Annotated in this window: 11 protein-coding genes and 1 pseudogene; 9 read left to right on the top strand and 3 right to left on the bottom strand. The window is 73.2% G+C overall.

Features of this window, described 5'->3' with window-relative positions; translation table 11 throughout:
* Positions 1–175: 175 nt before the first annotated feature.
* The 5 genes from BLT82_RS29600 to BLT82_RS29580 all read left to right on the top strand — a co-directional run bounded on the left by BLT82_RS29600 (position 176) and on the right by BLT82_RS29580 (position 9,026).
* On the top strand, positions 176–3,868 hold the full coding sequence (locus tag BLT82_RS29600; RefSeq protein ID WP_093660364.1) for an FtsK/SpoIIIE domain-containing protein: 3,693 nt from the start codon (positions 176–178) through the stop codon (positions 3,866–3,868).
* Positions 3,869–4,073: 205 nt separating this feature from the next.
* A complete protein-coding gene (locus BLT82_RS29595; RefSeq protein WP_208868084.1) occupies positions 4,074–5,450 on the top strand; it encodes an ABC transporter substrate-binding protein in 1,377 nt (458 codons plus the stop codon).
* A 7-nt stretch (positions 5,451–5,457) separates the two neighbouring features.
* Positions 5,458–6,825: a carbohydrate ABC transporter permease gene (locus BLT82_RS29590; protein ID WP_093660363.1), complete on the top strand. Its 1,368-nt coding sequence runs from the start codon at positions 5,458–5,460 to the stop codon at positions 6,823–6,825.
* A 203-nt stretch (positions 6,826–7,028) separates the two neighbouring features.
* On the top strand, positions 7,029–7,832 hold the full coding sequence (locus tag BLT82_RS29585) for a carbohydrate ABC transporter permease (RefSeq protein ID WP_244529747.1): 804 nt from the start codon (positions 7,029–7,031) through the stop codon (positions 7,830–7,832).
* Positions 7,833–8,048: 216 nt separating this feature from the next.
* A complete protein-coding gene (locus tag BLT82_RS29580; RefSeq protein WP_208868083.1) occupies positions 8,049–9,026 on the top strand; it encodes a class I SAM-dependent methyltransferase in 978 nt (325 codons plus the stop codon).
* Between the two features lie 105 nt (positions 9,027–9,131).
* Here BLT82_RS29580 and BLT82_RS29575 read toward each other — a convergent pair whose 3' ends face one another.
* Together BLT82_RS29575 and BLT82_RS29570 are read right to left on the bottom strand one after the other, a co-directional pair.
* On the bottom strand, positions 9,132–10,730 hold the full coding sequence (locus BLT82_RS29575; protein WP_107490281.1) for a glycosyltransferase: 1,599 nt from the start codon (positions 10,728–10,730) through the stop codon (positions 9,132–9,134).
* Between the two features lie 292 nt (positions 10,731–11,022).
* Positions 11,023–11,640 carry a TetR/AcrR family transcriptional regulator gene (locus tag BLT82_RS29570; RefSeq protein ID WP_208868082.1) on the bottom strand — a complete coding sequence of 206 codons (618 nt, stop codon included), beginning with the start codon at positions 11,638–11,640 and terminating at the stop codon, positions 11,023–11,025.
* Positions 11,641–11,775: 135 nt separating this feature from the next.
* Here BLT82_RS29570 and BLT82_RS29565 point away from each other — a divergent pair, with 135 nt between their 5' ends.
* The 3 genes and pseudogenes from BLT82_RS29565 (at position 11,776) to BLT82_RS29555 (ending at position 14,774) form a co-directional block, all read left to right on the top strand.
* Positions 11,776–12,690, top strand: coding sequence for an ABC transporter permease (locus BLT82_RS29565; RefSeq protein ID WP_404205511.1), 915 nt, complete (start codon positions 11,776–11,778; stop codon positions 12,688–12,690).
* 7 nt (positions 12,691–12,697) lie between these two features.
* A complete protein-coding gene (locus BLT82_RS29560; RefSeq protein WP_404205543.1) occupies positions 12,698–13,516 on the top strand; it encodes an ABC transporter ATP-binding protein in 819 nt (272 codons plus the stop codon).
* 56 nt (positions 13,517–13,572) lie between these two features.
* Positions 13,573–14,774 (top strand): annotated as a pseudogene (locus BLT82_RS29555) (glycosyltransferase 87 family protein).
* Positions 14,775–14,834: 60 nt separating this feature from the next.
* On the opposite strand, the gene BLT82_RS29550 reads toward BLT82_RS29555, so the two are convergent.
* Positions 14,835–19,778: an NAD-glutamate dehydrogenase gene (locus BLT82_RS29550; RefSeq protein WP_093660359.1), complete on the bottom strand. Its 4,944-nt coding sequence runs from the start codon at positions 19,776–19,778 to the stop codon at positions 14,835–14,837.
* A 481-nt stretch (positions 19,779–20,259) separates the two neighbouring features.
* Here BLT82_RS29550 and BLT82_RS29545 point away from each other — a divergent pair.
* A partial coding sequence (locus tag BLT82_RS29545; RefSeq protein WP_208868081.1) for a DJ-1/PfpI family protein occupies positions 20,260–20,456 on the top strand: 197 nt, incomplete at its 3' end.

Here is a 20,456-nt window from a genome sequence, read left to right as displayed (position 1 = left end):
CAAGATCACTTGCGGGTGGGCCCCGGGCGCGGTGTCGGTGGCGGATGCGAGGATGCCCCCAGCACGGAGCCGTGGGGTCGGGAGAGCCCTCCGGCCGTGCCGACCTGCCGGGTGGGGGGAATCACAGGGCGGCTCCCCTGCCGGGCACCCCGCGCAGAAGGGACCGCTGACGGCGATGCAGATCCGGCTGACCGTCCTCGCGCCGCGCAGCGGCCAGTCCTCACAGGGCGCCGCACGCGCGTGCGACGTGCTCGTCACGGCCCCGGCGGGTACCGCGCTGGCGGCGGTCGCCTCGGCACTGGCCGCGGCCGCCTCGGGGGCGGAGGCGCCGCCGTCGGGGACGGTCGTGCTCTACGCGGGCCGGGAGCGGCTCGACGCCCAGCGGTGCGCGCTCGGCGAGCCGCCGCTCGTCGACGGGGCGGTGCTGTCGCTCCAGACGCCCGCCGAGGACGAGGCGGGCGACCACGAGGGCGCGGCGGCGCGGACGCAGCTCCACGTGATCGCGGGCCCGGACGCGGGCGGGGTCCATCTGCTGCACGAGGGCCGCATCCGGATCGGGCGCGCGGCGGAGGCCGACGTACCGCTCGACGACCCGGACGTCTCGCGGCTGCACTGCGAGGTCACGGTCGCGGAGGACGGCGGCGTCACCATCGCGGACCTCGGCTCCACGAACGGCACCACGCTGGACGGCGCGGAGGTCGGACGGCAGGCGGTCCGGCTGGGCCCGGGCGCGCTGCTGCGCATCGGCGAGTCCACGCTCCGGCTGGCGGCTTCCCCGGCGGCTGCGGGTTCCGGTTCTTCCGGCCCGCCGGCTTCCGGTTCTGCGGCCCACGGGGTGGGTCCGGTGACCGCGCCGGACGGCGAGGGCCATCTGCGGGTGCGCCGCCCCGCGCCGGATCCCGCACCCGCCGGCGACCGCGCGGACCGGGTCCCGTCCTGGGCCCGCGAGCGCGAGGCGGACGGGCAGCGGCCGGCGGCTCGCGGTGCGGCCCCGTCACCGGCCCCGTCACCGGACGGCGACGTCCCCTTCCACGGACGGGCGGACGGGCGCGGTCCGGGCTCCACGACCGGAGGACCGGGCGACCGCGCCGGAGCGCACCCGGACGGACCGGGCGCGGACGGGGCCGCACGGACCGGCCTCCCGGGCGCCTCCCCCACCGCGTACGGAAGCGGCATCGCCCACCCCGGCCGACCGGGCCCGGACGCGCCCGGGGCCGCCGGGCGCGGCGCCGGTGCCGGCGACGGGTACACCCGGGACACGCCGGGCCGCCCGGCCCCCGGCCACCCCGGCGCCGCGGCCGGCAGCCCGTACGGCGCGAGTCCCGGCGCGGACCCCGGGAGACACGGCGGGCACGGCCTTGCCCCGGCGGGACACGGCGGAGGCCGCGACGGGGACCCGGCGGGACGCGGCGCCGGTGCCCGTGGCGCGGGTCCGGCGGCAGACGTTCCGCACGGCGCCGGGTCCGGCACCGGCCCGGGGCAGGGCGCCCGGGGCGCGGGCGGCGTGCCGCACGCCCGGGATCACGCGTCCGACGAAGCCCGGCTCGGCGTGCGCCCGCCGGGCGCCGGCGCCCCCGCCCGTACGCCCGCCGTGGACGGCGCCACCACCCACGGCACGGGAGTGGCGGACGGCTTCGGGTCCGCCGTGAGCGGCCCGGAGGGCGGGCGCGGCAGGCGAAGGCGCGGCATAGGCGCCTGGGCCCGGCGGCTCGCCGGGGGCCGGGAGGAGTCCGGCGCCCCGGAGGCAGGCGGCGAGAGCGTGCCCGCCATCGCCGAGTCGACCGCCGACACCTGGCCCGATCCCGCCGCCGTGCTGCTCACCGCCCTCGGTCCCGGACCTCGGCTGTGGGAGCGCGACGCCGGCCATCCCGAGTCCCTCGTCGTCCGCCTCGGCACTGCCGACCGCGCGGACACCCCCGCCGTGCCCGTCACCGTCGGCCTGCGCGAGGCGGGGTCCCTCGGGCTCGCCGGCCCGCGGGCCCGGCTCATGGGGCTGGCCCGTTCCGTCGTCGCCCAGGCCGCCGCGCTCCACTCGCCGGCGGACCTGGAGATCGTGCTGATCAGCACCGACCGCGCCAGACCGCTGGAGGAGCGCAAGGAGGCCTGGAGCTGGCTGGGCTGGCTGCCGCACGTGCGGCCCGGCCACGGGCAGGACTGCAGGCTGCTCCTCGCCTACGACCGCGACCAGGCCACCGCCAGGACCGCCGAGCTGACCCGGCGGCTGGACGAAGGGCCGCTCGGTTCCGGCTGGCCGAGCGCGGACCGCGCCGCCGTCGAACAGGCAGCCGCGCGCCACACGGGACCGCGCACGCTCGTCGTGCTCGACGGAGACCCCGGTTCCGCCGCGCTGCGCGAGACGACGGCACGCCTCGCCGGGGGCGGCGCGGCCGCCGGCATCCATCTCGTCTGCCTCGCCGAGACCCCGCCCGCCTCGCCGCTGTCCCCGGTGGCGGCGACGTACGAGGAGGCCTGCGCGGCGTCGCCGGCCTTCCGGGAGTGCGGCGCCGCCGGACTGCTCAGCGGAGACGTGGCGACGGCGCTGCGCCTGCTGCGTACGGCCGCGGGACACCCGGCGGGCCATGGCACGGTGGCGGCGGTGGACGCGGTGTCGGCGGCGTGGGCCGAGCGGTTCGGCCGCGCGCTGGCACCGCTGCGGGCCGACGGGGACGCCCCGGCGCACGGCCGGGCGGTGGCGGCCCCGCTGCCGCGGTCGGCGCGGCTGCTGGACGAGTTGGGCCTCGCCCGGGCCACCCCCGCCTCGTTGATGACCCGCTGGGCGTCGGCCACCGCCGGCACGGCCGTGCTGGGCGCCGGACCCGGCGGACCGGTCGCCGTCGACCTCACCTCGGAAGACCCGCACCTGATCATCGAGGGCCCCGCGGGGAGCGGCCGTACGGAACTGCTCCGTGCCATCGCGGCCTCGCTGGCGGCCGGCGGCCGGCCGGACCGGCTCGGGCTGCTGCTCGTGGACGGGGCGGGGGGCGAGCGCGGTGAGGGCCTGGCGGCGCTGACCGACCTCCCCCACGTCACCGAGCATCTGGTCGCCTCCGAGCCGCTGCGGATGCGTGAATTCGCCCAGGCACTCGGCGCGGAGCTCAAACGGCGGGCGGAGCTGCTGGGCCGGGAGGCGTTCGAGGAGTGGCACACGCGCCGCGAGGTCTCGGAGCGGCTGGTCGGCCAGCGCCCGCCGAGCGCCGCGGAATCCCGCCCGGAGGCCCGGGCCGACGCCCGGCCGGACGCCCTCGGCGACCTGGACCCGCCGCCCAGCGGCACGCTCCGACTCCGGGCTTCCGGCGGCCGTACGAGGGCGGGGGCAGCGGGCGCGGGAGCGCCCGGGCCGCTGCCGAGGCTCGTCGTCCTCGTCGACGACTACGACGCCCTGGTCGCCCCCGCGCTCGGCAGTCCGGGCCGCCCCGCTGCGGGCTCCGTCGTCAGGGCGCTGGAGGCGGTGGCCCGGGACGGCCGGCGCCTCGGCGTCCATCTGGTCGCGACGTCCGCCCGCCCGGACCGCACTGCCGACACGGAGCTGGCCCGCAGCACCCGGCTGAGGGTCGTTCTGGACACGCCGGTCGTGGCGCCCGGTCCGGAGGACCCGGCACCGGGGCGCGGCAGACTCGGTCATCCGGACGGGAGGGTGACGCCCTTCCAGAGCGGCCGGGTGACGGGCCGTATCCCTCGCACGGCGACCCTGCGGCCCACCGTCGTGGAGCTGGCATGGGAGCGGATGGGCGACCCTCCGGCCCGCAGGCCCGTGCGCGAACTGGGCAACGGGCCCACGGACCTGGCCCTGCTCGCCAGCGCCCTGGACCGTGCCGCGCGTTCCGTCGACGCCGTGCCGGTCCCGCCGCTGACCCCCGCCCGCCCCTGACTCCGGTGATCGCGGCAGCCCGGGGCGCAGGGCCGCCACGACCGCCCTGACGGCACGTCACGAGGCGATCACGATCACCCAGTTGACGGCGGAGGCGGTATTGCCTCGCCCCTCCCCCGGGCGTAGACCTGAGCGCACGGACGGATCGGGCGTGGCCTGCGTCACAGCTGCGCCCCTTCGCAGGCGCGGGAGAGACGGGGCAGTGATGCGCACAACTCGCAAAGCTCGTACGGCTCGGACGACTCGCAGCTCCGCCCTGGTGGCCCTGGCCGCACTGGGCGCACTCACCCTGGCCGGCTGCGGTGGCGACGGCGACGGGGGCGCGGCGGACGCGACCCCGGGCTCCGAGTCCTCGGCGACCGTCGAGCTGCCGAGGCTGGACGGCCAGAAGATCGAGGTGGCTGCGGTCTGGACGGGACCCGAGCAGGAGAACTTCACCAAGGTCCTCGACGAGTTCGAGAAACGCACCGGCGCGACGGTCACCTTCGTGCCCGCGCAGGACCCGATCGTGAACTTCCTCGGCACGAAGATCGCCGGCGGCAGTCCGCCGGATGTCGCGATGCTGCCCCAGGTCGGCGCCGTCAAGCAGGCCGTCGACCAGAAGTGGGCCAAGCCCCTGGGCCCCGAGGCCAAGGCCGAGCTGGCCAAGAACTACGCCAAGGGCTGGCAGGACCTCGGTTCGGTCGACGGCACTCCGTACGGCGTGTACTTCAAGGCCGCCAACAAGTCGCTGATCTGGTACAACAACGCGGTCTTCGAGAACGCCGGCGCGTCGGTGCCGAAGACCTGGAAGGACTTCCTGACGACGGCGGAGACCATCTCCGCGTCCGGCGTCACCCCGGTCTCGGTCGGCGGTGCGGACGGCTGGACGCTCACCGACTGGTTCGAGAACGTCTACCTCTCGCAGGCCGGTCCGGAGAAGTACGACCAGCTGGCCAGGCACGAGATCAAATGGACGGACCCGTCCGTCGCACAGGCCCTGACGACGCTCGGCGAGCTGTTCGGCAAGCCGGAGCTGATCGCGGGCGGGGCGAACGGCGCGCTGCAGACGGAGTTCCCCAAGTCTGTGACGCAGACCTTCACCGGCGGCGACCAGCCCAAGGGCGCGATGGTTTTCGAGGGCGACTTCGTGACCGTCAACATCGCGCAGACCGACGCGAAGATCGGTACGGACGCCAAGGTCTTCCCGTTCCCGGCGGTCGGCGACCGGGCCCCCGTGGTGACGGGCGGGGACGCGGCGGTGGCGCTGAAGGACACCAAGGGCGCCCAGGCGCTGCTGACGTTCCTCGCCTCACCCGACGCGGCCAGGATCTGGGCCGGGTCCGGCGGCTTCATCTCGCCGAACAAGTCCCTGGACGTGGCGGCGTACCCGAACGACGTGCAGCGGGACATCGCCAAGGCGCTCATCGCCGCGGGCGACGACTTCCGCTTCGACATGTCGGACCAGATGCCGCAGTCCTTCGGCGGAACGCCCGGCAAGGGCGAGTGGAAGGCCCTCCAGGACTTCCTGAAGAACCCCAAGGACGTCGCCGGCACGCAGGCGCGGCTGGAGGCCGACGCGGCCAAGGCGTACAAGAACTGACGCCGCGATGACGTCCCCGAAGACGTCCCCCGGAGCAGCGGAGGGCCCCTCGGTGCCCTCCACCGCCGGGGGCGGCGTGCGCAGGAGCGTGACCGGCACCAGGGGTCTCGTCGCGGCCGGCTTTCTGCTGCCCGCGCTGGTGCTCCTCGGCGCGCTCGTGGTCTACCCGATCGGGTACTCGGTGTACCGGTCGTTCTTCGACCGGTCCGGCGACGGCTTCGCCGGTCTGGGCAACTACGTGGAGATCTTCACCGACGACACCATCCTCACCGCCGTGGAGAACAACGCGATCTGGGTGGTCGTGGCGCCGACCGTGGCGACGGCCCTGGGCCTGATGTTCGCGGTGCTGACCGAGCGGGTCCGCTGGGGCACGGCGTTCAAGCTGGTCGTCTTCATGCCGATGGCGATCTCGATGCTGGCCGCGGGCATCATCTTCCGGCTGGTGTACGAGCAGGACCCGGAACGCGGTGTCGCCAACGCGGTCTGGGTGGGCGTGCACGACACCTTCGCCGAGTCGGCCGGCTTCCCCAAGGCCCGTCCGGCACCCGCCCATCCACTGAAGCCGGCGGGCGGCGGGGCGTTCGTCACCGAGCGGCCCGTCCGCGCGGGCAGTCCGGTGCTGCTCCCGCTGGTCGGGGTCCCGGCCGACAAGATGCCGTCCGACGCCCGGCCCGCGAAATCGGCGCCGCCCTCGACCGACGGCCGGATCACCGGAACCGCCTGGCTCGACTTCACCAGGGGCGGCGGCGGCACGGTGAACGCCGTCGACGCCGCGGAACTGGGCCTGAAGGGGCTCGCGATCGAGGCGGTCAAGGACGGCAGGGTCGTCGCCGAGGCCACCGCGGCGGCCGACGGCACGTTCTCGCTGCCGAAGGAGGCCGACGGCGCCGTCCTCCGGCTTCCCGAGAGCAACTTCCGAGAGCCGTACAACGGCGTCGACTGGCTGGGCCCGTCCCTCGTCACCCCGGCCATCATCGGCAGCTACCTCTGGATGTGGGCGGGCTTCGCCATGGTGCTGATCGCGGCGGGACTGGCGGCCGTGCCGCGCGAACTCCTCGAGGCGGCACGGGTGGACGGCGCGAACGAGTGGCAGGTCTTCCGGAGGGTGACCGTGCCGCTGCTCGCACCGGTCCTGGCCGTCGTGCTCGTCACCCTGATGATCAACGTGCTGAAGATCTTCGACCTGGTGTTCATCATCGCGCCGGGCTCGGCGCAGGACGACGCCAACGTACTGGCGCTCCAGCTGTACCGCTCGTCGTTCGGCACGGACGCGCACCTGGGCGTCGGCAGCGCCATCGCCGTACTGCTCCTGCTGCTGGTGATCCCGGTGATGGCCTTCAACATCCGGCGGATGCGAAGGGAGACGCGCCGATGAGCACCGACAGCGCCAACGGCCCCGACAGCACCGCCGGCCGCGCAGGTCCGGCCGGCCCCGACCCGCGGGCCGGCGCCGTGAGCGAAGCCGGATCCGTGAGCGAAGCCGCCGCCAGCGGAGCCGGATCCGTGACCGAACACGGCCCCGTCAGGGCGAGGCCGTCGCTCGCCTCCCGGATCGCCGCCCGCACGGGCGGCGGGGTGATGCGGGTGTTCCTCGTCCTGGTGGGCCTGTTCTGGCTGATGCCGACGGTGGGGCTGCTGCTCTCCTCGCTGCGCTCACCGGCCGACATCAGCGCGAGCGGCTGGTGGGAGGTGTTCACGGCACCGGCGCAGCTCACCACCGAGAACTACGAGCGGCTGCTGCAGAACGAGACCGTCACCGACTCGCTGCTCTCCACGGTCATGATCACCGTGCCCGCGACGGTTCTGGTGGTGGTGATCGGGTCGCTCGCCGGATACGCCTTCGCCTGGATGGAGTTCCCGGGCCGCGACTGGTGGTTCCTGGCCGTGGTCGGGCTGCTCGTCGTACCCGTGCAGGTGGCGCTCGTACCCGTGTCGAAACTGTTCGGCACGATCGGCATCTTCGAGACCACGACGGGCGTCGTGCTCTTCCACGTCGCCTTCGGACTGCCGTTCGCGATCTTCCTGCTGAGGAACTTCTTCGCGGAGATCCCGAGGGAGTTGCTGGAGGCGGCGCGGCTGGACGGTGCCGGTGAGGTCCGGCTGTTCACCCGCGTCGTCCTGCCGCTCGGCGGGCCGGCGATCGCCTCGCTGGGCATCTTCCAGTTCCTCTGGGTGTGGAACGACATGCTGGTCGCGCTGATCTTCGCCGACTCCGAGTCGCCGCCGATCACGGTGGCGCTCCAGCAGCAGGTACGGCAGTTCGGCAACAACATCGACGTCCTGGCGCCTGGGGCGTTCGTGTCGATGCTCATCCCGCTCGCGGTGTTCTTCGCCTTCCAGCGCCAGTTCGTCTCGGGGGTGATGGCGGGCGCGGTGAAGTGACCGCGAGCGCACAGCGCAAAGGGTGCGCACCGGGATCTCCCGCACCGGGCCCGCACACACGGTCGCCGCATCGGCCAGGTGTGCGGGTCCTCTCGCGCGGGCCGTCCGCACCACATCCGCGCCCCACCCGCTCCACATCTGCCGGCAAACACCCCGACACCTTCGGGGACTAGGACCGGGGTGGCAGCCTTCGTCGTTCCGAGAGAGAAGACACTCATGTCGCAGACGAGCGCACAGGTGCAGTTCCCCGACCGGCCCACGACGCCCGCCGGGGACGAGCTGCCCCGGCCCACCCGGCTCGACGACGTGAAGGGGTGGTTTCGGCCGGTCGACCAGCTGCTCTTCGACTGGTTCCTGACGCACCAGCAGGACCGCGAGCAAACGGGCGACCTGCTGGAGCTCGGCGCCTACCTGGGCAAGAGCGCGATCTTCATGGGCTCCTATCTGCGGCCCGGCGAGGAGTTCACGGTCTGCGACCTCTGGGACTCGCCGGCGCCGGACGCGTCCAACAGCGCCGAGATGGACCGCTCCTACGCCACGCTCACCCGCCGGGCCTTCGAGGCCAACTACCTGTCCTTCCACGACCGGCTGCCGCACCTCGTCCAGGCCCCCACCTCGGTCATCACCTCACACGTCCGCCCGGCCGGCTGCCGCTTCGTCCACATCGACGCCTCGCATCTGTACGAGCACGTCCAGGGCGACATCCGGTCCGCCGAACGGCTCCTCACACCCGGGGGCATCGTCGTCTTCGACGACTTCCGGGCCGAGCACTGTCCCGGGGTCGCGGCCGCCGTCTGGGGCGCGGTGGCCACTGCCGGCCTCACGCCGCTCTGCATCACGGGGACCAAGCTGTACGGCACCTGGGGCGATCCGGAGGAGGTACGCGGGGAACTGCTCGGCTGGCTGGAGACCCGGGCGGACCTCTGGCACGGGGTGGAGGACGTCGCCGGCGCCCCGCTGATCCGCATCGACGGCCGCAAGGCCAAGGCCCCGGCGCATCCGCCCTCCCGCCATCGGGCGGAGCCGGTCGCCGACGAGCCTGCGGACGCACCGGCGCCCGCATCGGCCACGGTCCCGGCTCCCGCCTCCCCGGCCCGCCGGAGCGGCTCGCCGCGCGTCCGCGGGCTCGTCCGGGATCTGCTGCCGCCCCTGCTGACCCGCGCGCTGGTACGGACGTTCCGCCGCGACCGGTAGCCGGAGACCGCGGGGGCAGCGAGCGCCTGGCGGCCCTCGCCCGGCAGGTACCGCGCCGGGTCCCGAAGGCCGGAGCGAGACCGAACGGCAGTGCGGAGAGAGCGCTCAGGCGTGCTCGGTCGGGTGAACGGCACGGCGGAGGAGGCCCGGTGGCCGGGAACGTTCGGCGCGACGCGATCCGAAGGGGATCACGGCGACGACGAGTCCACCGGTGCCGTCGGGGCCGACGCCCAGCCGGTACGGGCGCAGCCCCCGCAGGCCGCGGGCCTGCCTCGGCACGGTTCCCGGCGCCACGGCGGCCGCGTGCTCGGTGCCGAGCAGCACGGTGCTCAGCCCGATCCGGGTACGGCCCGGCGGGAACGCCTCGGCGGGGACCCGCACCTCGATCTCCGTACCGTCCCCGTCGGGGGCCGGCCGCAGGAACACGCGGCCGGCCTCCGGACAGCCGGTGAGCCGGACCGGGCCCGCACCGAAAGCCCCGAGGTGGGGCAGCGGGGTACGGGCGGTGACGACGAGGGTGTGACGGGCGGGGCCGGTGCGCCGCCAGTCCGCGGAGACGAGGTCGGTGCGCAGGGGCGGCACGCCGTGCCCCGCCTCGTACCGGAGCACCGACACCAACCCGGCCTCGTCCCCGGCGCGCACGTACGAGAGCCGGAGCCTGAGCCCCGGTCGCAGGGCGGCGAGTACGGCGTCTCCGAGGTGGTCGGCGACCAGCCGGCGAACCCCGGCGAACACCCGGCGGCGCACCGGTTCCGGCGCCTTGAGGAAGGCAGGGCCGGTCAGCACGTCCCCCTCGTGGGCGAAGTGCCGGACGCGGAAGCCGTCGCCGAGCGGTCCGGGCCCGGTGAACCGCGCGGTGACGGCCATCGCCGCGGCCGTCCCGCGCAGCAGGTCCTCCAGGCCGCCCGGCGCCCCGGCGGCGGCCGCCAGCACAGCCGAGGAGTCCCGTGCGGGGCGGGAGCGGCGGCCGGGGCCGGGTCCCGCGTCCCCGGTGAAGCGGTAGTCGTAGTCGGCCAGCACGGCGACACCGCTCGACCGGAAGAGCGCTTCGAGGGTGAAGGCCTGCTCGGCGAGACCGGCCGGCACGTCCTCGGCGAACCGCACTCCGAGACGCAGCAGCGGCTCGCGGCGGAAGAGCTTGGCGGCGGACAGCTCCCACGGCAGCCCCGGCTCGTCGAGGGGGACGCGGTGACGGGTGCGGGCGAAGACTGCCGCGCCCGAGGCCGCGGACTTGGCGTAGACGACGTCGGAGCCCCGGCTGTCGGCCGCGTCGACCAGCCGGGAGAGGGCTTCCCGGCCGAGGAAGTCGCACGCGTCGAGGACGAACAGATAGCGGCCGCGCGCACGGTCGAGGGCCTGGTTCAGCGTGCCGGTGCGCTCGACGGAGAGCGGTTCCGTCAGCGCCCCGGTCCGTGTCCGCGACCGGGCGTCACCGGACGGGGCGAGGGGCGGATCGTCCGGCGGCATCCCGTACGCACCGTCCGGCGACGGTGCGACCGCACCGGCCGGTGAGCGCTCCACCGCGCCCGCGACCAGCACCTCGATCCGGGCCGCGCCGATGGTCTGCCCCGCGAGGGAGTCCAGACACCGTCCGAGACTCCGGTCGTCCTCGCGGACCGCGACGACGACCGTGACGTCCGGTGCGCCCGGACCGTCCGGACCCTCGGGAACGACCGGGATGCCGGCCGTACTCGATGAGCTCATCGCGCGTCCCTCCACACCCGCGGGGCGCCTCACCGCCCGCCCGCCACAGCAACGACCCTTTCCCGGCGGGGGCTACGCGCGGCGGGGCCGATCACCCGCCCGGTGGAGCGCATGCTCCGGCGCGCGGCAGGCGGTGCGGTGCGGCTCACGCGTGGGCCCCGGCCCCGCAGCCGGCGCGTCAGCCGCGAGGAGCCCGTCGGATATACGCCGCCCGGACGCCGGTCGCGGGTGCCGGTCGCCTGGACGCCTGGACGCCTGGACGCCTCACGCGTGGACCCCGGCCGCCGGCGCGTCAGCCGCGGGTCAGCGCCGCGACCACGGATGCGGCGAGATCGTCCAGATACCCCTTGGGCAGATCGCCGCGGACGACCACGAGGCGCCAGTAGAGCGGGCCGAGGATCAGGTCCAGGGCGCGGTCGGGGTCGGCGGTCTCCGCAAGCTCGCCCCGGGTCACGGCGTCCCGGACGACGAGCGCGGCGACGCCCTGCTGGCTGTCGAACAGCGCGGACTTGATCGTGTCGGCGATCTCCGGGTTGCGGGCCGCCTCGACCAGCAGGTCGGGGATGACCTGGGAGGCGACGGGGTGGCGCAGCGCGTGCGACGCCACTTCGAGGAGCGCGCGGACGTCCCCGTACAGCGAGCCCGTGGCGGGGGCGGGCAGGCCCTGGGCGGCGAAGGCCGAGACCAGGTCGAGGACGAGGGAGAGCTTGGACTTCCAGCGCCGGTAGACGGCGGTCTTCCCGACCCCGGCCCGGCGGGCGATGCCCTCGATCGACATCCGGGCGAAGCCGACCGTGGCGAGCTCCTCGAAGACGGCGGCGCGGATCGCCTCGGTCACGTCCTCCCGGAGCACTGCGGCTCCCGCGGGGACGCGTCGGGTGCGGGGGTCCGTGGTCATGGCCAGGAGCATACCCGTGACGACGAGACGGTTGCGTTGCGACGTGGATCGCCCTAGTCTCCCCGTAGCGACGATACGGGTCCGTCCCAACGTTGCCGTTTCGGCCGCACCTCCCCAGGCCCCGGCGAAAGCGAGCGAGTGACCAGCGTGAGCAGCCAGACGACCACCCTGCCGACAGCACCACCGGCGGACTCCCTCAGCCTCGGCGAACTCGCCGCCCGGCACGGGCTGACCGTGAGCGGCGCGCGGCCGCCGCTCGGCACGTACATCACCCAGCTCTGGTCCCGGCGGCACTTCATCACCGCCTTCGCCACCGCGCGGCTGACCGCCCAGTACAGCCAGGCGAAGCTCGGCCAGGTCTGGCAGCTGATGACCCCGCTGCTCAACGCGACCGTCTACTTCTTCATCTTCGGCATCCTCATGGACACCGCGAAGCACGTCCCGGACTTCGTGCCGTTCCTGGTGACGGGCGTGTTCATCTGGACCTTCACGGCCAACTCCATCACAGCCGGCACCCGCGCCGTCTCGGGCAACATCGGGCTCGTACGCGCCCTGCACTTCCCGCGCGCCGCCCTCCCCATCGGTCTAGCCCTGCAGCAGCTCCAGCAGCTGATGTTCTCCATGGGCGCCCTGGCCGTGATCCTCATGTGCTTCGGCGAGTTCCCGAAGCCCTCCTGGCTGCTGGCCGTGCCCGCCCTCGCGCTCCAGGCCGTCTTCAGCACCGGGATCGCGATGGCCGTGGCCCGCCTCGCGGCCCGCACCCCCGACATCGCCCAGCTGACGCCCTTCCTGCTGCGCACCTGGATGTACGTGTCCGGCGTGATGTGGAGCATCCCCGTGGTGCTCAAGCGCATGGAGCTGCCCGAGGCGGTCGTCCTGGCCCTGCGGTGCAATCCCGTGGCCGTCTACATCGACCTCGTGCGCTTCGCGCTCATCGACAGCTACACCAGGGCCCAGTTGCCGCCGCACGTCTGGGCACTCGCCCTCGGCTGGGCCGTGCTCTTCGGAGTGGGCGGCTTCGTGTACTTCTGGAAGGCGGAGGAGCAGTACGGCCGTGGCTGAGACAACGATCGACCGGCCGGCGCGACCGGCGGACCCGACCCGGGCAGGGGACACCGCGGCCGGCAGGACCCCGACCGTCGTGGTGGACGACGTCCACATCACCTACAAGGTCAACGGCGCGAAGACCGGCCGCGGCGCCGCCACCGCCGCGCTGAGCCGCATCCTCTCCCGCCGCCCCCGCAAGGACGGCGGCCGTGAGGTCCACGCCGTCAGGGGCGTCAGTTTCGCCGCCTACAAGGGCGAGGCGATCGGGCTGATCGGCTCCAACGGGTCGGGCAAGTCCACTCTGCTGAAGGCGATCGCCGGTCTGCTGCCGACGGCCCGGGGCCGGATCTACACCCACGGCCAGCCCTCGCTGCTCGGGGTCAACGCGGCGCTGATGGGCGATCTGACCGGCGAGCGCAACGTCGTCCTCGGCGGCCTCGCGATGGGCATGACCCGCGACGAGGTCCACGCCCGCTACGACGAGATCGTGGACTTCTCGGGGATCAACGAGAAGGGCGACTTCATCTCGCTGCCCATGCGGACGTACTCCTCCGGGATGGGCGCCAGGCTGCGCTTCTCCATCGCCGCCGCCAAGAGCCATGACGTGCTGCTGATCGACGAGGCGCTGGCCACGGGCGACGCCGGGTTCCAGCGGCGGAGCCAGGAGCGGATCGCCGAACTGCGCGAGGAGGCCGGCACGGTCTTCCTCGTCAGCCACAGCAACTCCGCGATCACCACCACCTGCGACCGGGCGCTGTGGCTGGAGTCCGGGACGCTGCGGATGGACGGCCCGGCCAAGGAGGTCGTCGCGGCGTACGAGGCCTTCACCAGGAAGAAGTAGCGAGACCCCCGGGCAAACCAAAGAAATCACTACAAAAAGGGCTAGGGTGCGGGTCGATGACGACCCAGCAGGCCCCCTCCCTCGCCCCGGCAGGCCCCCGGGTCGCCGTACTCCCCCTCCTCGCCCTCTGCGGGGTCTGGCTCGCGACCCGGCTCGGGATGGCCGCCCTGCTCGTGACGGACGACATCGGCATCGGGGGCGTCTCCACCGAGGTGTACGTCCTCTACGCACGCTGGTACGGCCAACTCCTCGGCGGCGCCTTCCCCCGGACGATCCGACCTGGCAGTACCCGCCCGGCGCGGGGGCGGTGATCCTGGCCCCCGCCCTCTTCCCGTGGCTGACCTACTTCCAGGCCTTCGCCGCACTGGCGCTGCTCGCCGACGCCGTGGTCACCGCGGCCCTGGCCCGGGCCGGCGGCCCCGGCGGCCCCGGCGTCTGGATGTGGACGGGTGGGCTGCCGCTGCTGATGCACATCCCGCTCGCCCGCTACGACGTCCAGGTCACCGCGCTCGCCGTACCGGCCCTGCTCGCAGTGCACCGCAGGCCCCGGCTCGGCGGGGCGCTCGCCGGGCTCGGCGCGGCGGTCAAACTGTGGCCAGCCCTGACCCTGCTCGGCACACCGCGCGGCAGGACGACCCGACTGGCCTGGGCCTCGGCGGCGGCAGCGGCAATCGGCGCGGTCGCCGCCCTCGCGCTCGGCCTCGCCGGTCCGCTCGGTTTCCTGCGGCAGCAGGGCGACCGGGGCGTCCAGGTCGAGTCGCTCGGCGGCTCCGTGCTCGCGCTGAACAGGCTGCTGGGCGGCGAGGGCCGGATCGAATACCGTTACGGCGCCTTCGAGTTCACCGGCCCGTACGTCACGCCCGTGGCCCGGGCCAGTCTGCTGCTGACGGCCGCCGCCTTCCTCCTGCTGCTGCTCTGGCGGCTGCGGGCGAGGCGCCGGTCGGACGCCACGCCCTTCGACGCAGCGCTGTGCGCCGTCCTCCTCTTCACCGTCACGAGCCGCGTCATCAGCCCGCAGTACCTGATCTGGCTGCTCGGCCTGGCCGCGGTCTGCCTCACCTCCCGGCACACGAGCCAGCGCCCGGTCGCGCTCCTGCTGCTGCCCGCGACCGCGCTGAGCACGCTCGCGTACCCGGTGCTGTACCAGGACGTCATCGACGTCACCCCGGTCGGCGGCGGGGTCGTCCTCGTCCGCAACCTCCTGCTCCTCGCCGCCGCGGTGCTGTCGGCCCGCAGACTGTGGGCGGCCACGGTCTGACGCGGCAGGGGGCGCCCACCACGACGGTGGACGCCCCCTTCACCCGCTCGGGGAGGCCGGTCAGCTGGGCGTACGCAGCAGCTGGCGCATCGTCCGCATGGCGACCGAGAGGTTCGCCAGGTCGAACGTGTCCGATCCCTGGATCTCCTCCAGCGTCATCCGGGCGCGGCCCAGGATCGACGCGTTCTTCTCCTCCCACGCCTTGAAGCGCTGCTCGGGCGTGGAGGCCCCGTTGCCCACGGCGAGGACGTCCGCGGTGAGCGCGGCGTGCGCGGCGTAGAGGTCCTCGCGGATGGAGGCACGGGCCATGGACTGCCAGCGGTCGGCCCGCGGCAGCTCGATGATCCGGTCCATCAGCTCGGTGATCCGCAGCCGGTCGGCCAGGTCGTAGTACACCTCGGCGACGGCGAGCGGGTCCTTGCCCATCCGGTCGGCGATGGCCACGATGTCGAGCGTCGGGAAGGCCGACGAGAATCCGGCGACCCGCGTGGCCAGCTCCTCCGGGACACCCGCGGTCGTGAACTCCTCCAGCAGCCCCTCGTACCACTCGAGGTCGGCGCCGCTGAGCATCTTCGGCAGCTCGGCCCACACCTGCTCGACCCGGGAGGCGAAGAACTCGATCGTCTCCGTCAACTCCAGCGGCTGCGGCCGGTTGCCGAGCAGCCAGCGGGTGCCGCGCTCGACGAGGCGGCGCGAGTGCAGCCGCATCCGGGTCTGGACATCGGCGGCCACCCTGGTGTCGAGCGCCTCGACGGCGTCCCACACCTCACCGAGGCCGAAGATCGCGCGGGCCGCGGTCTGCGCCCGGACGATCTCCTCGATCGACGCCCCGGTCTCCTCGCGGAGCCGGTGCAGGAAGGTCGAACCGCCGGTGTTGACGGTGTCGTTGACCAGGACGGTCGTGACGATCTCGCGGCGCAGCGCGTGACCGTCGACGGCCTCGGCGAACTGCTCCCGCAGCGGCTTCGGGAAGTACGCGTGCAGCAGCCCCCGCAGGTACGGGTCGTCCGGGAGCGAGGTGCCGATCAGCTCCTCCGCCACCGTGATCTTGGTGTAGGCGAGCAGGACGGCGAGCTCGGGCTGGGACAGGCCGTGCCGGTTGTTGAGCAGCTCGCGGATCTGCCGGTCGTTCGGCAGGAACTCCAGCGCCCGGTCCAGCGCGCCCTCCCGGCCCAGCCGGCGCATGAAGCGCTGGTGGGCGTGGAGCAGGCTGGGCGACTGCGCGACGGCGTTGGTCAGGGCGACGTTCTGCGCGTAGTTGTTGCGCAGGACAAGCTTGCCGACCTCGTCCGTCATCTCGGCGAGCAGCTTGTTGCGCTGCTTCACGGTCATGTCGCCCTCGGCGACCAGGCCGTTCAGCAGGATCTTGATGTTCACCTCGTGGTCGGAGGTGTCCACGCCGGCGCTGTTGTCGATGGCGTCGGTGTTGACCCGGCCGCCGCCGCGCGCGAACTCGATGCGGCCGAGCTGGGTCAGGCCCAGGTTGCCGCCCTCGCCGACGACCTTGACCCGCAGGTCCTCCCCGTTGACGCGGATGGCGTCGTTCGCCTTGTCGCCGACGTCGGCGTTGGACTCGCTCGACGCCTTGACGTACGTGCCGATGCCGCCGTTCCACAGCAGGTCCACCGGCGCCTGGAGGATGGCCTTCATCAGCTCGGCCGGCGTCAGCTTCGTGACCCCGGGTTCGATGCCGAGGGCCTCGCGGACATGCGCGTTGACCGGGATCGACTTGGCGGTCCTGGGGTGGATGCCGCCGCCCGGCGACAGCAGCTCGGTGTCGTAGTCGGCCCACGAGGACCGGGGCAGCTCGAACAGCCGGCGGCGCTCGGCGTACGAGACGGCCGCGTCCGGGTCGGGGTCGATGAAGATGTGACGGTGGTCGAAGGCCGCGACCAGCCGGATGTGCTCCGAGAGCAGCATGCCGTTGCCGAACACGTCACCCGACATGTCGCCGACGCCGACCACGGTGAAGTCCTGGGTCTGCGTGTCGTGGCCGAGCTCGCGGAAGTGCCGCTTGACGGACTCCCAGGCTCCGCGGGCGGTGATGCCCATGCCCTTGTGGTCGTAACCGGCCGAGCCACCGGAGGCGAAGGCGTCGCCCAGCCAGAAGTTGTAGGCGATCGCCACCTCGTTGGCGATGTCGGAGAACGTCGCCGTGCCCTTGTCGGCCGCGACGACCAGGTACGTGTCGTCGCCGTCGTGGCGCACCACCTCGTGCGGCGGCACGACCTCGCCGCCCACCATGTTGTCGGTGATGTCGAGCAGCGCCGAGATGAACGTCCGGTAGGAGGCGATGCCCTCCGCCAGCCATGCCTCGCGGTCCACGGACGGGTCGGGGAGCTGCTTGGCGACGAATCCGCCCTTGGCGCCGACCGGCACGATGACGGTGTTCTTCACCATCTGCGCCTTGACCAGGCCGAGGATCTCGGTGCGGAAGTCCTCGCGCCGGTCGGACCAGCGCAGACCGCCGCGGGCGACCTTGCCGTACCGCAGGTGCACGCCCTCGACCCGCGGCGAGTACACCCAGATCTCGTACGCCGGGCGCGGCGCCGGCAGGTCGGGGATGGCCTGCGGGTCGAACTTCATCGACACGTAGCTGTGCCAGGTGCCGCCGCCCGCCTCCTGGAAGAAGTTGGTGCGCAGCGTGGCCTTGATGAGGGTGAGGAAGGAGCGCAGGATGCGGTCCTCGTCGAGCGAGGCGACCTGGTCCAGCGCGGCGTCCAGCTCCTCCAGCAGGGCGTCCGTCAGCTCCGTGCCGGCCCGCTGGCGGTCCGGGGCCATCCGGGCCTCGAACAGGTTGATCAGCAGCCGCGTGGTGTGGACGTTGTTGAGGAGCGTGTCCTCCATGTAGTCCTGGCTGAAGGTGGAGCCGGCCTGCCGCAGGTACTTGGCGTAGGCGCGCAGCACCATCGCCTCGCGCCAGGTGAGCCCGGCGCGCAGCACCAGCGAGTTGAACATGTCGTTCTCGGCGGCCCCGGTCCACACGGCCGAGAAGGCCTCCTGGAACCGCTCGCGGGCGTCGTCGCCCAGGTACTCCCCGCCGTTGCCGGACGCGGTCGGCATCCGCAGCCCGAAGTCGTAGACCCAGCCGTGGGTGCGGTCCGCGCAGCGCAGTTCGTACGGCCGCTCGTCGATGACCTCGACGCCGAGGCGGTTGAGGACCGGCAGCACGGCCGAGAGGGAGACCTGCTCCCCGAAGCGGTAGATCTTGAAGCGGCGCTCGCCGGGCGCGGCGCCGACCGGCTCGTACAGGGACAGCGAGAAGTCCTTGCCGGACCGGGTCAGCTGCTCCAGGTGCACCAGGTCGGAGACCGCGGCGCGCGGCGAGTGGTCGGCCTTGTAGCCCTCCGGGAAGGCGCTGGCGTACTTGCGGGCCAGCTCGGCGGCGCGCTCCTCGCCCAGTTCGGCGTTCAGCGCCTCGGTGAAGCCGTCGGCCCAGGAGCGGGCGGCCTCGGCCAGCCGCGACTCCAGGCGCTCCTTGTCCGCGTCGGTGAGATGGGTCAGCTCGGTGCCGGACGGGACGCGGACGACGAAGTGCAGCCGAGTGAGCACCGACTCGGTGCTCATCAGGGTGAAGTCGACGCTGGTGCCGCCGAGCTCCTCCTTCAGGATCCCGGTCAGCCGCTCGCGGACGGTGGTGTTGAAGCGGTCGCGCGGCAGGTAGACGAGGGCCGAGTAGTAGCGGCCGTACTCCTCCTGGCGCAGGTACAGCCGCAGCCGGCGCCGCTCCTGCAGGTAGAGGACGGACGTGACGATCGAGCGCAGCTCGTCGACGGGCGTCTGGAACAGCTCGTCGCGCGGGTACGTCTCCAGGATCTGCAGCAGATCGCGGCCGTCGTGGCTGTGGGGCGAGAAGCCCGCGCCGTCGAGGACCTCGGTCACCTTGCGGCGGATGACCGGGACCCGGCGCACGGACTCGGTGTACGCGGCAGACGAGAACAGGCCGAGGAAGCGGCGCTCGCCGATGACGTTGCCCTCGGCGTCGAACTTCTTCACCCCGACGTAGTCGAGGTAGCTGGGGCGGTGCACGGTGGCGCGGCTGTTGGCCTTGGTCAGGATCAGCAGCTTGTGCTCGCGGGCCTTGGCCCGGGCGTCGGCGGGCAGCCGGTTGAACGAGGGGCTCACCGGGTGGCCGTGGGCGTCGTCGCCGGTGTGGTGCGGGTCGGAGCGGAGAATGCCGAGACCGGTGCCGGGGACGGCGGACAGGGCGTCGCCGTCGACCAGGTTGTACTCGCGGTAGCCGAGGAACGTGAAGTGGTCGTCGGAGAGCCAGCGCAGCAGCTCCCGTGCCTCGTCGACCTCCTCCTCGCGCAGATCGTCCGCGATGGGCTCCCGCGGCAGCTCCTCGGAGATCCGCAGCGCCGCCTCGCGCATCTTCTCCCAGTCCTCGACGGCCTCGCGCACGTCGGACAGGACGCGCAGCAGGTCGGCGGTGATCTGCTTGAGGTCGGCCCGGTCGGTCTCACGGTCGATCTCGACGTGGATCCAGGACTCGACGAGCGCGTCGTGCGGCATTGCGGCAGCGTTCGGCTCGCCGCTGAGGACCTCGATCATCTTCCCGGTGACGTCGCGGCGGACCACGATCTGCGGGTGGATCACCACGTGGATGCCGCGGCCCTGGCGGGACAGCTCGTTGGTGACCGAGTCGACGAGGAAGGGCATGTCGTCGGTGACGACCTCGACGACCGAGTGGCTGGACGTCCAGCCGTTCTCCTCGACGGTCGGGGTGTGCACCCGGACGTTGGCCGTGCCCTGCGGACGGTTCCCCGCGAGGCGGTAGTGCGAGACGGCTGCTCCGAAGACGTCGACGGGGTCGCGGTCGGTGAGGTCCTCGGGTGCGGTGTGCAGGTAGTAGCGCTGGAGAAACGCGAGGATGTGGTCCCGGTCAGGGCGCTCCCCGCTGTCGGACCCAGTCGGAAGTTGCCCCCCGCCCGGGCTGTGCTCAGCTACCCGGGCCGCCCTGTCGAGCAGCTCGGCCTTGGCTTCGTCCAGCTTGGTCTGCATGTCCTCTGGCTCCTGTCGCGCGCCGTTGCGTGACGTAGGTGGAAAAGATGACACAACGCCACGACGCGGGGTCTCCGCTCGGTATCGACGCTATGCCGGGATGAGAGATGTCCGGACCGAAATCGGCCGATGTGGGCGTCCGGCCCGGGAGGTGACCACGCGGGCCCCGAGCGAACTCGGGTCCGCAGGGAAGATCAGCTCGCACCCGGCCACTGTGGCGTACCGGGCGCGGTCCCCCAGCTGCCGCTGGGCGGTGCCTCCAGGGGGCTTCGCTGCCCCCTCGGCGTATCGCGCTGATCACGCGTCCAAGGCTATCGCCCCTCACCCCGGACCCGTCATGAGCCGTATGTGTACAAAAGCGGGGCCGGAAGTTTGACAGTCTGGACAGCGACACGTGGCCTCTTGGCAAACTGCCGCGCGGGGGGCAGGTTGGCCCTTGAAGGGCCCAAGGCCGACAAATCCATACAGGGGAGCAGTAGCCATGAGCGTGAAGATCCTGATCGTCACCGGCGACGCAGCCGAGTCCCTGGAGGTCCTGTACCCGTACCAGCGGCTGCGCGAGGAGGGCTACGAGGTCCACATCGCGGCCCCCGAACGCAAGAAGCTCCGGTTCGTCGTCCACGACTTCGAACCCGGTTTCGACACGTACACCGAGAAGCCGGGCTACACGTGGCCGGC

This window comes from Streptomyces wuyuanensis, from assembly GCF_900103455.1.
GTDB classification, from domain to species: Bacteria; Actinomycetota; Actinomycetes; order Streptomycetales; family Streptomycetaceae; genus Streptomyces; species Streptomyces wuyuanensis.
Note: the sequence above shows the minus strand (reverse complement) of the source record. Positions and strands in the feature narration are given on the sequence as shown.

Excerpts from the sequence above, each read along its gene's own strand:
- BLT82_RS29570 (WP_208868082.1), bottom strand. The coding sequence starts at position 11,640 with ATGCTCCTGGCCATGACCACGGACCCCCGCACCCGACGCGTCCCCGCG.
- BLT82_RS29585 (WP_244529747.1), top strand. The coding sequence starts at position 7,029 with ATGCGGGTGTTCCTCGTCCTGGTGGGCCTGTTCTGGCTGATGCCGACG.
- BLT82_RS29580 (WP_208868083.1), top strand. The coding sequence starts at position 8,049 with ATGTCGCAGACGAGCGCACAGGTGCAGTTCCCCGACCGGCCCACGACG.
- BLT82_RS29550 (WP_093660359.1), bottom strand. The coding sequence starts at position 19,778 with ATGCAGACCAAGCTGGACGAAGCCAAGGCCGAGCTGCTCGACAGGGCG.
- BLT82_RS29600 (WP_093660364.1), top strand. The coding sequence starts at position 176 with ATGCAGATCCGGCTGACCGTCCTCGCGCCGCGCAGCGGCCAGTCCTCA.
- BLT82_RS29595 (WP_208868084.1), top strand. The coding sequence starts at position 4,074 with ATGCGCACAACTCGCAAAGCTCGTACGGCTCGGACGACTCGCAGCTCC.
- BLT82_RS29590 (WP_093660363.1), top strand. The coding sequence starts at position 5,458 with ATGACGTCCCCGAAGACGTCCCCCGGAGCAGCGGAGGGCCCCTCGGTG.
- BLT82_RS29575 (WP_107490281.1), bottom strand. The coding sequence starts at position 10,730 with ATGAGCTCATCGAGTACGGCCGGCATCCCGGTCGTTCCCGAGGGTCCG.